Source organism: Rathayibacter sp. Leaf185, from assembly GCF_001423885.1.
In the GTDB taxonomy this organism is placed as follows: domain Bacteria; phylum Actinomycetota; class Actinomycetes; order Actinomycetales; family Microbacteriaceae; genus Rathayibacter.
Genome location: NZ_LMPP01000001.1, coordinates 379,603 through 392,422, shown reverse-complemented (window position 1 = coordinate 392,422; position 12,820 = coordinate 379,603). Strand labels below are relative to the sequence as shown.

The window sequence follows — 12,820 nt, the reverse complement described above, 5'->3', positions numbered from 1 at the left end:
GCGCGACGACGTGGTGCCCGATGAGCAGCCGGCCGAGCCCGCCGCCGAGGAGCGCGCTGATCGCGGCGCCCTCAGCGACACGGGGCAGTACCACACCGGGATGCCGCTCCGGCTGCCGCGGCACAAGCCCGAGTTCGACTCCGAGCAGCCCATCCTCGACCGCGTCGAGATGCTGGTGCGCCGCTGGATCGTCCGCAGCCGCGCCTTCCCCGCCGATCCCGCGGCGCAGCGCCTCGCCGGGGTGCTGCAGGATCCGAACGGCCTCGACTTCACGGTCGGCTTCGTCGACGGAGTCGCCCGGCCGGAGGACCTCTCGGTCGCGGCCGAGAACCTCTCGGCGCTGACGGCGAAGACACCGGCGTTCCTCCCCTCCTATCTGCGCGCGGCGGTGGCCACCGGCGGCGCGGTGGGTCCGGTGCTGCCGTGGGCCGTCGTCCCCGCCGCCCGCCGCGTGCTCCGGCAGATGGTGGGGCACCTGGTCGTCGACGCGTCGGACTCCCGGCTCGGCGGTGCGATCAGGAGGCTCCGCGCGGGCGGCGACCGGCTCAACCTCAACCTCCTGGGCGAGGCGGTGCTGGGCGAGCGCGAGGCCCGGCGTCGCCTCGAGGGCACGCACCGGCTGCTCGAGCGAGACGACGTCGACTACGTGAGCATCAAGGTCTCGAGCATCGTCAGCCAGCTCTCGATGTGGGCGTTCGACGAGGCCGTCGACCGAGTGGTCGAGCGCCTCACTCCGCTCTACCAGCTCGCCGCTGCGAGCCCGACCCCCAAGTTCATCAACCTCGACATGGAGGAGTACCGCGACCTCGACCTGACCGTCGCAGTGTTCCGGCGCCTGCTCGAGCAGCCGGGGATGCAGGGGCTCGAGGCCGGGATCGTGCTGCAGGCGTACCTGCCCGACGCGCTCGGCGTGCTCCAGGGGCTCACCGAGTGGGCCACCGAGCGGCGCCGCGCCGGCGGGGCCCCGATCAAGGTCCGCGTCGTCAAGGGCGCCAACCTCGCGATGGAGCGCGTCGACGCCGCGATCCACGACTGGCCGATCGCCACGGTCGGCAGCAAGGCCGAGGCCGACACCAACTACAAGCGCCTGCTCGACTGGGCGCTCCGGCCCGAGCGCACCGACGCGGTGCGGATCGGCGTGGCGGGGCACAATCTCTTCGACATCGCGTTCGCCTGGATCCTGGCGAACGAGCGCGGGGTCGCCGAGGACGTCGAGTTCGAGATGCTGCTCGGCATGGCGACGGGTCAGGCCCGCGCGGTCCGCGAGGACGTCGGGCGGCTCCTCCTCTACACACCCGTCGTGCACCCGCACGAGTTCGACGTCGCGATCTCGTATCTGATCCGCCGGCTCGAGGAGAACTCGAGCTCCGAGAACTTCCTCTCGGCGGTCTTCGAGCTCGAGGACGAGAGCGTGCTCCAGCGCGAGCTCGAGCGCTTCCGCGTCTCGCTCGAGGCTCTCGACACCGCCGTGCCGACCCCGAACCGCACCCAGGACCGCCTGCGCGAGTGGGCGTCGGGGTCCGGGCTCCGGCTCGTGCAGGAGCACGCCGGGGCGGGCGAGCACGCCCACGACCCCGCCGAGGAAGGGCTCACCCAGGCCGTCCTGGGCCTCAGCCGGGGCTCGGGCGCTGCGGCGGCGACCGCCGCTTTCCGCAACGAGCCCGACACTGATCCCTCCCTGCCCGGCAACCGGCGCTGGGCGCGGCTGATCACCGAGCGGATCCCCTCCTCGCGCATCGGCATCGCGACCGCCGACGCGGCCCGCGTCGACACGGCCGAGCAGCTGCAGGGAGTGCTGAGCGCCGTCGCGCTGCGCGCCGAGCGCTGGGGTGAGCGCCTCGGCTACGACCGCGCCGCGATCCTCGACCGTGCGGGCCTCGCCCTCGCCGCCAACCGGGATCGCCTGATCGAGGTGATGGCCTCCGAGACGGGCAAGACCCTCGCCGAGGCCGATCCGGAGGTCTCCGAGGCGATCGACTTCGCGCACTACTACGCGACCCGCGCCCGCGAGCTCGACGCGGTCGGCGGTGCGACCTTCGTCCCCGAGCGGGTGACCGTGGTCGCTCCGCCGTGGAACTTCCCGGTCGCGATCCCCGCCGGCTCGGTGCTGGCGGCGCTCGGCGCGGGCTCCGGAGTCGTCCTCAAGCCCGCCCCGCAGGCGCGCCGCTCGGCCGCGGTGCTGGTCGAGGCCCTGTGGGACGCGGGAATCCCGCAGGACCTGCTCGCCCTCGTCGACCTCGACGAGGAGGCGCTCGGCCGAGCCCTGATCACCGATCCGCTGGTCGATCGCGTCGTGCTCACCGGCTCCTACGAGACCGCGAAGCTGTTCCGCTCGTGGCGCCCCGATCTGCCGCTGCTCGCCGAGACGAGCGGCAAGAACGCGATCATCGTCACTCCTCATGCCGACTACGATCTCGCCGTCGCCGACATCGTGAAGAGCGCCTTCGGGCACGCCGGCCAGAAGTGCTCGGCGGCGTCACTGGTGATCCTGGTCGGCTCGGTCGCGCGCTCGAAGCGGTTCCGTGCGCAGCTGGTCGACGCCGTCACCTCCCTCCGCGTCGGCCCGCCGAGCGACCCCGCCGCGGTGATGGGTCCGCTGATCGAGCAGCCGACGGGCAAGCTCGCCCATGCACTGACCACGCTCGGTGCGGGGGAGTCGTGGCTCGTCGAGCCGCACCGCCTCGACGAGACCGGCCGGCTCTGGTCGCCGGGCGTCCGCGAGGGAGTGAGCGAGGACAGCTACTTCCATCTCACCGAGTTCTTCGGGCCGGTGCTCGGCATCATGCACGCCGCGACCCTCGAGGACGCGATCCGGATGCAGAACGCGACCGACTACGGGCTCACCGCCGGCCTGCACTCTCTGCACTCCGACGAGCTCGCGCTGTGGCTCGACTCGGTCGAGGCGGGCAACCTCTACGTCAACCGCGGGATCACCGGTGCGATCGTGCGGCGGCAGCCCTTCGGCGGCTGGAAGCGCTCCTCCGTCGGCGGGGGTGCGAAGGCCGGCGGCCCGAACCACCTGATCGGTTTCGGCTCGTGGAAGCCGTCGCCCGCCCGCCCGTCGAGCACCCTGCATCTGCGCGGGCTCGACGACCGCGCCCGACAGTTCATCGAGGCGGCGCAGTCGTCGCTGCAGTTCGAGCAATTCGACCTGCTCCGCCGCTCCGCGCTGTCCGACCAGCTGGCCTGGGCGACCGAGTTCGGCGTCGTCACCGACATCTCGAAGATCGGAGTCGAGCGCAATCTGCTCCGCTACCTGCGTGTGCCGATCGCCATCCGCCTCGCCGACGGCGGCGACCTCGGCGAGCTCCTCCGGGTCCTCGCCGCCGGGCTGCTCACGCGCTCGCGGATGGATGTGTCGAGCTCGATCCCGCTGCCTCCGCGGGTCCAGGAGATCCTCTCGGGAGACCAGCTCCAGGAGATGGCCGGCCTGGTTCCGAAGGTCGTCGTCGAATCGGACGCGCAGTGGCTCGAGCGAGCCGCCGCAGGCCGGATCACCGCCTCGCGGGTGCGGATCGTCGGCGACATCGTCTCGGACCGCGTCGACGCGTTCGGCGGGCCGCAGGGCGGCACGGCGCCGTCGCTCGGACGCGACGCCGACGGCGCTTCCGCCCCTGCGTCCTCGAACTCGACGCGCTCGTTCACCGACGTCCTCAGCGGGATGACCCGCGGCAGCACGGGGAAGCCCGTGCCCCTCGTCCGCGCCGACGGCAGCCGGATCCCGCTCTCGACGGCGCTCGCCGAGGCGCTCGGCGGCTCGCCCGACGTCGCGATCTACGCCGACCCGATCACTCCTGCCGGCCGGGTCGAGCTGCTCCCGTTCCTCCGCGAGCAGGCGATCTCGATCACGAACCACCGCTTCGGCGCGGCGGTCGACCTGTCCGACGACGTGGTGTGAGCCTTACTTGTCGCGGCAACCTCTCGATAGACTGAGTGGATGGTCCCACCCCGCTGGCTGACGCCCGATCAGCTCGACGCCTGGTTGCGCTTCATCGCGGTCGTCGAGCTGCTGCCCGGCGCGCTGGACACGCAGCTGCAGCGCGACGCCGGGCTCACCCACTTCGAGTACATGACGCTCGCGATGCTGTCGGAGGCGCCCGACCACGCTCTGCGGATGACGACCCTCGCAGCGCGCACGAATGCGACGCTGCCCCGCCTCTCGCACGTCGTCACCCGGCTCGCCGCGCGCGGGTACCTCGAGCGCCGGCCGTGCCCGACCGACGGCCGCGCGACCAATGCCGTGCTGACCGAGGCGGGCCTGGCGAAGATCGTCGAGACGGCTCCGGGTCACGTGGCGACCGTGCTCGCCGATGTCATCGACCCGCTCGCTCCCGAGCAGATCGTCCAGCTCGCCGACATCATGGCGCGGATGCTCACGCGGCTCGATCCGGAAGGGCGCATGACGGTCGACGCCGTGCGCTCGGCCCTCGGCGAGCCGCCCGTCACCGCGACGTCAGCGCAGGCAGCCGCAGACTGAGGACCCGTCCGTGACGGACCGACCGCCGTCACCGGCCTCGGGACGTCCTTCGTCTCGTTCCTCAACCCGGCGCTGATCGCCCGCGACAACGGCTCCGCCGTCTTCCCCATCGCCTTCCGGGTGAAGACCGGCACCGTCGGCGTGAACGCGGCGACCGGCTGGTCGATGACCATCACCTCCTCCGCCGGCGAGGGCACCTACAGCCAGGGCAAGCTCGGCGCCTGGTCGGGCGCGAGCACGCTCTGATGCTCACGACTGCCACGGGCTCTCGCTTCGGAGCGGGGCCCGTGGCAGTCTCCTGCCATGCGCTTCACGACGACGCTCTTCCGGATCGGCAACAACACCGGCATCGAGGTGCCGCCCGAGGTGCTCGACGCCCTCGGCGGCGGGCGGCGGCCGGCGGTGAGCGTCGTCGTGAACGGCTACGCGTTCGCCGGCACGGTCGGCGCCATGGCGGGGCGAGCCCTCATCTCGTTCTCGGCCGACAAGCGCGCGGCGACCGGCCTCACCGGCGGAGAGACGATCGAGGTCGACCTCGAGCTCGACACGGCCCCGCGCGAGGTGGTCGTGCCCGAGGACCTCGCCGCCGCACTCGCCGCCGCCGGTCTCGTCGAGGCCTTCGCCGCTCTCGCGCCCAGTGCGCGGAAGGCCCACGTCACGGCGGTCGACGGCGCCAAGACGCCCGAGACCCGGTCGCGGCGAGTCTCGGCGATCGTCGCCAAGCTCGCCGGCTGACGTCAGCCGCCCGGCTGACGTGGACGCCGCGGAGCCTCGATAGGCTGCCGTTCGGTGCGCCAGGGGGCGAGGCCAGCGGTGCCCCGGGCTGATCCGACGTCCGGGGCGGAGTCAGGGGACAGCATGGGCACGGTTCGACGATGGGTCTTCCCGATCGTGTGGATGATCATCCTGGGCGCGGCGAGTCTCGCGCTCGTGAAGATCGCGTTCTTCCCCGACGGCGAGGCCGACGCCGATCCGACCGTCCCGACCGGTGAGCTGACCGAGCCCACCGTCGTGGTGGGTCGCAGCACCGTCACCAACGATCTGACTCTCCAGGGCACCGTCGCGGCCGACCCCGCCGTGGCGATGAAGGCCACGGCGGCCGGCACCGTCGACGACGTCTACATCCAGCAGGGCGCGGCCGTGTCGACGGGAGACCTCGTCTACGACATCCGCGTCGAGACGCCGCGGGACCCCGTCGAGACCACGAACCCCGACGGCACGATCACCGTCACGCAGCCCGAGCCCGCGGTGCGCTTCGAGCGCGTCTACGCGCCGACCTCGGGCACGCTGAGCGCGCTCGGCGTCATCCACGACCAGGCCGTGACGGTCGGAGAGGTCACGGGGCAGGTCGCGCCGCCCACCTTCGCGGTCACCGGCACCATCGACGCCCAGCAGCTCTACCGGATCCAGAACCGCCCCACCGAGGCGCAGGTCTCGATCACCGGCGGGCCGGCCGGCTTCACCTGCACCGGGCTCACGATCACGACGCCGCTCGCCGGCGAGGGCGAGGCTCCGGCCGCAGACGGGACGACCGGCGGAGCGACCGGCGGCTCCGGCACGAGCTTCCGCTGCCAGGTCCCGGCCGAGGTGACGGTGTTCCCGGGCCTCGCCGCCTCGGTCACTCTCGCGGGCGGCAAGGCCGAGAACGTGCTCGTCGTGCCGACGACCGCGGTCGAGGGCTCGGCCCAGTCGGGCGTGGTCTACCGCCAGGCCGACGACGGCACGACCGAGGAGGTGCCCGTCACCCTGGGCCTCACCGACGGCGTGAACGTCGAGATCACCGGGGGAGTGGACGAGGGAGCAGTGCTCCTCCAGTTCGTCCCGGGGGCCGCCGCGGGCGAGGACGTCCCGGTCGAGGGCAACTGCATCCAGAACGCCGACGGCTCGGTCATCTGCTCGTGACGATCCTCCGGCTCGAGGGCATCCGCAAGGTCGTCCCCCTGCCCGACGCCGCGCCCCTGACGATCCTCGACGGGGTCGATCTCGAGGTGGGCGAGGGCGATCACGTCTCGGTCGTCGGGCGCAGCGGCTCCGGCAAGTCGACGCTCCTCAACATCCTCGGCCTCATCGACGAGCCGACGGACGGTCGCATGCTCCTCGAGGACCGCCCGACCGAGACTCTCTCCTCGCGTGCCAGGGCGCGGATCCGCGGCGGGAGCATCGGCTTCATCTTCCAGCAGTTCAACCTGCTCGAGGGGCGGACGGCGCGCGAGAACGTGATGACCCCGCTGCTCTACGCCACCGGCTCCGAGTTCTGGAAGCGGGCGTCGATCGCGGCCGAGATGCTCGAGCGCGTCGGCCTGGGCCACCGCGTCGACTCGATGCCGGGCCGCATGTCCGGAGGCGAGCAGCAGCGCATCGCGATCGCGCGGGCGCTCGTGCGCCGCCCCCGGCTGATCCTCGCCGACGAGCCGACCGGCGCCCTCGACACCGACACGGGAGAGAGCGTGATGAGCCTGCTCGACGAGATCGCCCGCGAGTCGGGATCCGCCCTCGTCACCATCACCCACGACCCGGCCATCGCGGCGCGCGCCGAGCGGCACTACCGCCTCGATCACGGCCGGCTCGGAGCGGCGACGGGATCGACGTCCGAACCGCGCGTCCCTGCGCACGCCGCGGCCGCAGAGGACGCGCTCTGATGGGCGGCCTGGTCGGCATCGCCGGCGCGATCGTCGAGGCGTGGACCGAGCTGCGGATCCACAGGGGCCGCGTCCTGCTCTCGCTCATCGGCGTGGCCGTGGCCGTCGCCGCGCTGACCGGAGTCGTCGCAGCCGGCGGCATCGCGCGCCAGGCCAGCATCGAGCAGGCCGAGCGCTCGAGCGGCCGGCCCGCGAGCCTCTACCTCAGCGCCTACTCGAACGGGCCGGACGGAGTGGTCGACAACGCCGCGCTTCAGACCGCGTGGGAGACGGTGCTCGAGCGCTACGGCATCGAGTACGCCAGCCGGACCACCTACGGGAGCTCGCGGGTGCAGTTCGCGGACGGCGCCGTCGACGTGCCGATCACAGCCGTCGATCAGCCGTACGCGGTGATGCACCGTCTCGAGATGGAGCAGGGGAGCTGGTTCACCGAGGGCGACGAGCGCCGCCTCGCCCCCGCGCTCGTCGTGAGCGAGATCTTCTGGCAGCGTCTGGGCAGCCCCGATCTGCGCACCCACCCGGTCGTGACCCTGCTCGGTGGCGAGCACGACACGACGGCGGTGATCGTGGGGGTCACCCCGGTGTCGCAGTGGGAGACCGAGCCGACGATGATGATGCTCGCCGACTCCTACGCGGCTCTCGCTGTCCCGGTCGATCCGGCGTTCGGCGGATCGCAGACGCCGAACTACGAGATGTGGGTGCCGCTCGACATCGCCGAGCCGCTCGCGGCCGCCGTGACGCGCGACGTCACCGCCGCTCTCGGGCCGGGGATCGAGGCCAGCGTGAACCGCCAGGACTACCTGACCTACGACTCCGATCCGTTCGGCGTGCTCACCTGGGTCATCGGCGGAGTGGCGGGCCTCGTCCTGGCCCTCGGCGCGCTGGGCCTGCTGAACATCGCGCTCGTGACCGTCCGGCAGCGCATCCGCGAGATCGGCATCCGACGCAGCTTCGGGGCGTCCTCGGGACGCATCTTCTTCTCGATCATGATGGAGAGCGTCGTGGCGACCGTGGTCGCGGGCGTGGTCGGGGTGACCCTCGCGGTCATCCTGGTGACGAATCCGTGGACGGTCGACTTCATCAGGCAGAACGGGATAGACGACATCCCGCCGTTCCCGGTGGAGGCGGCGCTGCTCGGCCTCGGCGCGGCGACCCTGGTCGGCGCGCTGGCGGGTGTGGTGCCCGCGCTCGTGGCGGTGCGCGTCAAGGTGATCGACGCGATCCGGTACTGACGGTGCGTCCGATGGCGCGCGCGGCCGCCGTCGCGGTGCTCTGCCTCGTCCTCGCGCTGGCGGGATGCACCGTGCCGCCGGACGGCGCCGACGCGGCGCTGGCGTCCCTCGTCGACAGGATCCGGGCCGGTTCGGGCGTCGGATCGGTCGAGTCGTCCCTGCAGCAGGCCGACCCGAAGGACCGACCGGACGAGTGGATCGCGTCGGTCGACGTGACAGCGTCGGGCGACGACCTCGAGGTCGCCGCCGTGGTCCGTGATGCGGTCCACAGCGGTGTCACCGGGACGAAGCTCTCGCTCTCCCTCAGGATCCCCGCGGGCGACGCCGGCGTCGGCGTCGTCGTCGATCCCCGACGAAAGGAGGACGTCGAGCTCGCGGGCGAGCTCAGGGTCCTCCCGTTCGCGGAGTCGGTCGCGGTGTCGCCGTACCAGCGGTACGTGGAGCTGTCGGCGGGCGTCTCCTTCACGGAGGCGGTGGCCGTCGTCCGCACGATCACGAGGCGGATCGACCTGGCCAGGGGCTCGACGTCGATCGCCGTCGAGCCGGAGGCTCCCGGGCCCGCGCTGCTCGCTCTCGTCGACACCCTCGATGCCGATCCGCGGATCTCCTCCGTGACCGTGCGCTCGTCGGAGGGTGCCGAGCGCGCCTCCGTCTCGGTCACCACCGACGACGCGGAGGGAGTCGCCACGACGCTCGCTGCGACACCGGACGAGGCGGCCGACGCCGGAACAGCCGCGCGGACGTCCTTCAGCGTGCAGTCGGCCGACTACGCGACGACCGCCGCCGGCTGGCTCGGGCTGCCCCTCGGCTCGCCCGAGCCCCCGCTGCCCACGCCACCCTCGCTGCCCGAGGCCGACCCGGCGGAAGTGGCGGCCGGGGTCGCCGCCGTGGAGCCGGTCGTCCGCGAGTTCCTCGAGGAGTCGGTCGCCGCCACCGGTGTCCCCGCCGAGGTCTCGATGCGGGTCGAGCCGTGCTCGGAGGGCCCCGGCTCGCGGTCGGCGGGCAGCGTGGTCGTTCCTGTCTTCACGGTCTACGACAGCGCGCAGGAGCCGTTCGACGCCGTGATCGAGGGCTGGAAGGCGGCCGGCTTCGACCGCACGGACCGAGCCTCGGGACGCGACTTCTGGACGGCGGTGACGCCGTGGCGTGACGGAGTGGTGTCGGCCAGCATCCGCGGCACACCCGACGGCGTGAGCCTGACGGCGGAGTCGGGGTGCGTCCGGGGGTGAGGCGCCGGCCGTCGGTGCTCAGCCGAGCTCGATGACCAGCTCGTCGCCGTCGATCGTGACGCGGACGTCGGAGTAGTGCTCGATGCGCGGGAGACCTGCGGTCGTCGGGCTCTCGTGCGTACCGACGACGACCACCCGCATCCCGGCGGCGAGGCCGGCGCGGATGCCCGCCTCGGCGTCCTCGAAGACGATGGCATCGGCCGGGGTGCTGCCGAGGCGCTCGGCGGCCAGCAGGTACCCGTCGGGCGCGGGCTTGCCGTTCGCGACGTCGTCGGCGGTGACGACGGTGTCGGGGGAGGGGACGGCCGCCGCGGCGAGGCGACCGGCGGCGAGGGCGGGGCTCGCCGAGGTGACCAGGGCGACGGAGGCGCGGGGCAGCGCTGCGAGGAATGCGACCGCGCCCGGGATCGCGAGGGTCCCCTCCGTGTGCTCGAGCTCGTAGGCGTTGAGCTCGCCGACGATGGCCGCGACGTCGGTGCCGTCCGGCGCGAACCGGCGGACGCTGTCCTCGGCGCGGACGCCGTGCACGGCGCCGAGGATCATCGCGCGATCGAGGCCGAAGCGGTCGGCGAAGTCGCGCCAGATCGTCTCGACGACCGCCGTCGAGTCGACCAGCGTCCCGTCCATGTCGAAGAGGACGGCGCGGGCGCGGAGAGTGTGCGGCATGAGTCCATCCTGGCGGGGGGAGCGGGGACGACGGGAGTCCTGCTCCGCGCGATCGAACGCCCTTCGCCGGCGATGCGGGTCAGAACGATGGCGGTGCGTCGTCGAATCGTGGGGGTGGCACGGGCGAGCGTCCGGGGAGCGCGGGTGGTCGGGTGGTGATGTGGCGGCCGGTGGGGGTGATCCAGTCGGTGGTGCCGTCGGGGTGGAGGCGGTAGGTCCAGCGGTCGCCGTGGCGGACGTGGTGGTGGGCGGTGCAGAGGGAGGCGAGGTTGTGGAGGGCGGTGTCGCCTCCGTTGCGCCACTCGATCGTGTGGTCGGCCTCGGCGGTGGACGCGGGTCGGGTGCAGCCGGGGAAGCGTCAGGTCTGGTCGCGCAGCTGCAGGGCGAGCCGCATCTGCGGGGGTGGGACGCGGTGGGTGCGGCCGACGGAGACCACGGCTCCGGTGCTCGGGTCGGTCAGGACACGGGTGACGGTGGCGGCGACACCGGCAGGGATCGCTCCGTAGCCGTCGAGGTCGGCGCGGGGGTCTCGCCGTCGGAGAGCGGAGTGGTGCCGGCGATGTCGCCGTCGCAGAGCAGATCGGTGAGCGCATCGGCGCGCAGCTGCGCGAGGGTCCGCTGGTCTCCGTGACTGCCGTCGCCCTCGCGGAGGGTGCGGGCGATGCGGTCGAGGCGGTTGTACACGCCTACCGCGGCCGGGGCGGGCAGGTAGGCGCTGAGCGTCGCCATCCCGTCGATCTCCGGGGTCAGCCACACGCCGCGGTCTTCCTTCGCGCGGGCGTGCCGCTTCTCGAGGGGCTGGTCGTGCAGCTCGTCGCGCAGCCTGTCGACCGCGCGCCGCAGCTGCGTCGGCGTCGTCGTGAGCGCGAGCTCGGCGGAGCGCTCGTCGAACTCGGCGAGCGACTCCCTGGGCAGGGTCGCGGCGACGGAGCAGATCACCTCGGCCGCCCGCCAGCGGATGCGCGCCGCCGCGAGAGCCGCCCTCGTCAGTGGAAGGTCCTCGACGAGCAGATGCGCGCGCTCGAGTTCGCGCGACAGCTCCCGCTCGGACACCCCCGACCCGACCGCGAGCTCGGCGCGGATCGAGCGCTCGACGAGATCGCTCGACTCGCTGCTCGACAGACCACCGCGCGCGAACGCGAGCGGAATCGAGAGCGCAGCCCGGTACACCTCGTACAGCTTCTCGGCGGACGCGAGGAGAGTCTGGTTTCTGCTCCAACTGCCATACGGAGATCGAACCAGCGAGTACCGACAACTGACCCGCCCGTGCGCCAGAACCACACGACTCGCGCCATTCGAGGCGGGAGTGCGCTCGGCGCGCTCATCGGAGGCTCTTCGGGGACGCTCAGCAGACGCGGGAGGTCGCGACGATACGCTTCACGGTGATCACGGGCAGACCGCTCGGAGGGGAGCAGAGGACGCGATGACCGACGAGAACCAGACCGATCCGACCAACGGCGGCGGGGCACCCTCGGGACCGCGCGCCGGCTGGTACCCCGACCCGGCGGGCTCGCCGCGTCAGCGCTGGTGGGACGGCTCCGGCTGGACCGAGTCGCTCCGCGACGCCCCGGTCGCGACGCCGGCCGCACCCACGCCGCCCGCCGCGTCGCCCACGCCGCCCGCTGCGCCCGAGCGCCCCGCTTACGGCGAGACCTCGAGCGGGCAGGCGACCAGCTACGGCCAGAGCGCCTCCGGCCGGTCGGCGCCGGAGCAGCAGGCCCCGCAGCAGCAGGTCCCGCAGCAGCAGAGCCCCTACGCCCCCCAGCAGCAGAACCCGTACGCGCCGCAGCAGCCCGCGTACCAGCAGCCCTACGCCCAGCAGGCGCCGCAGTACGCCCAGCAGCCGTACGCCTCTGCGCCCGGCCCGGCCGCCCCCCAGCCGCGCGACCCGAGCATCGTCACCTCGACGCCGTGGATCTGGGTCGTCGTCCTCCTCCCGCTGCTGTCGGCGCTGTCGATCTTCCTGCTCTCCCCGACCGCGATCGCCGACTCCTCGATGGCGTCGACCTACGGTCCGCGCGCCTCGATGGGCATGTCGACCGCGTACCTCCTCGGACTCGGAGCCGTGCAGGTGATCGGCTTCCTGATCTACGCGGCCGAGGTCGTCTTCGCGTTCCTCGACCACCGCCAGCTGAAGAGGGCCGGCGTGCAGAAGCCGTTCCACTGGGCCTGGGCGTTCCTCGCCGCGCCCTACGTCTACGTGATCGGCCGCAGCGTGGTCGTCAAGCGCGTGACCGGCGGCGGCCTGCTGCCGCTCTGGATCTTCCTCGGCGTCGTCGTCATCAGCTTCATCATCGTCATCGGCTGGTCGGCCGCGGTGTTCTCGGAGATCATGCAGGCGTTCCCGAACTCGGGACTGTAGCCGGCACGACAGCACGATCCGAAGGGGTCCGTGGAGCGATCGCTCCCGGGCCCCTTCGTCGTCCGCTGCCCGCTTGCCCCGTCGCGCCCACGGATGCTTTGGGAACCGTAACGCGTTGTTTACAACGGTTTCCATCGCACATCGGCCGATCTGCGCTTGAATGCGAAGCACAGTTCGACGCGCGACCGTGTGCGTCCGACCGATGGGAGCCCTCT

Annotated in this window: 11 protein-coding genes and 1 pseudogene; 9 read left to right on the top strand and 3 right to left on the bottom strand. The window is 72.6% G+C overall.

From position 1 onward, the window contains the following. The first annotated feature begins 169 nt into the window (after positions 1-169). The 8 genes from ASG06_RS01970 to ASG06_RS01940 all read left to right on the top strand — a co-directional run bounded on the left by ASG06_RS01970 (position 170) and on the right by ASG06_RS01940 (position 9,577). Positions 170-3,898 carry a bifunctional proline dehydrogenase/L-glutamate gamma-semialdehyde dehydrogenase gene (locus ASG06_RS01970; protein WP_197409370.1) on the top strand — a complete coding sequence of 1,243 codons (3,729 nt, stop codon included), beginning with the start codon at positions 170-172 and terminating at the stop codon, positions 3,896-3,898. Between the two features lie 39 nt (positions 3,899-3,937). Next, positions 3,938-4,477 (top strand): MarR family winged helix-turn-helix transcriptional regulator, encoded by a 540-nt coding sequence (locus tag ASG06_RS01965; protein ID WP_056037763.1) that lies wholly within the window; start codon positions 3,938-3,940, stop codon positions 4,475-4,477. Between the two features lie 120 nt (positions 4,478-4,597). Then, on the top strand, positions 4,598-4,723 hold the full coding sequence (locus ASG06_RS20565; RefSeq protein WP_268788304.1) for a hypothetical protein: 126 nt from the start codon (positions 4,598-4,600) through the stop codon (positions 4,721-4,723). Positions 4,724-4,780: 57 nt separating this feature from the next. Continuing rightward, entirely contained in the window at positions 4,781-5,212 is a 432-nt protein-coding gene (locus ASG06_RS01960) for a YdeI/OmpD-associated family protein (RefSeq protein ID WP_056037760.1), read from the top strand. A gap of 123 nt (positions 5,213-5,335) precedes the next feature. Continuing rightward, positions 5,336-6,379, top strand: coding sequence for an efflux RND transporter periplasmic adaptor subunit (locus tag ASG06_RS01955; RefSeq protein ID WP_056037756.1), 1,044 nt, complete (start codon positions 5,336-5,338; stop codon positions 6,377-6,379). After that, positions 6,376-7,116 (top strand): ABC transporter ATP-binding protein, encoded by a 741-nt coding sequence (locus ASG06_RS01950; protein ID WP_082498869.1) that lies wholly within the window; start codon positions 6,376-6,378, stop codon positions 7,114-7,116. Before ASG06_RS01955 ends, ASG06_RS01950 begins: the two co-directional genes overlap by 4 nt. Beyond that, the gene (locus tag ASG06_RS01945) at positions 7,116-8,348 is read left to right on the top strand and encodes an ABC transporter permease (protein WP_056037754.1); all 1,233 of its coding nucleotides are present in this window, start codon (positions 7,116-7,118) and stop codon (positions 8,346-8,348) included. The genes ASG06_RS01950 and ASG06_RS01945 overlap by 1 nt, the downstream gene beginning before the upstream one ends. Positions 8,349-8,359: 11 nt before the next feature. Further along, positions 8,360-9,577 (top strand): hypothetical protein, encoded by a 1,218-nt coding sequence (locus ASG06_RS01940; protein WP_056037751.1) that lies wholly within the window; start codon positions 8,360-8,362, stop codon positions 9,575-9,577. A gap of 18 nt (positions 9,578-9,595) precedes the next feature. Here the strand turns inward: ASG06_RS01940 and ASG06_RS01935 are convergent, their stop codons facing one another. The 3 genes and pseudogenes from ASG06_RS01935 to ASG06_RS01930 all read right to left on the bottom strand — a co-directional run bounded on the left by ASG06_RS01935 (position 9,596) and on the right by ASG06_RS01930 (position 11,413). Continuing rightward, positions 9,596-10,243, bottom strand: coding sequence for an HAD-IA family hydrolase (locus tag ASG06_RS01935; protein ID WP_056037748.1), 648 nt, complete (start codon positions 10,241-10,243; stop codon positions 9,596-9,598). A gap of 79 nt (positions 10,244-10,322) precedes the next feature. After that, a pseudogene (locus ASG06_RS20670) lies at positions 10,323-10,577 on the bottom strand (HNH endonuclease); the annotation flags it as partial. A gap of 122 nt (positions 10,578-10,699) precedes the next feature. After that, on the bottom strand, positions 10,700-11,413 hold the full coding sequence (locus ASG06_RS01930) for a DUF222 domain-containing protein (protein WP_056074126.1): 714 nt from the start codon (positions 11,411-11,413) through the stop codon (positions 10,700-10,702). 253 nt (positions 11,414-11,666) lie between these two features. Here ASG06_RS01930 and ASG06_RS20560 point away from each other — a divergent pair, with 253 nt between their 5' ends. Next, positions 11,667-12,605: a DUF2510 domain-containing protein gene (locus tag ASG06_RS20560; RefSeq protein WP_056037741.1), complete on the top strand. Its 939-nt coding sequence runs from the start codon at positions 11,667-11,669 to the stop codon at positions 12,603-12,605. The last annotated feature ends 215 nt before the right edge of the window (positions 12,606-12,820 follow it).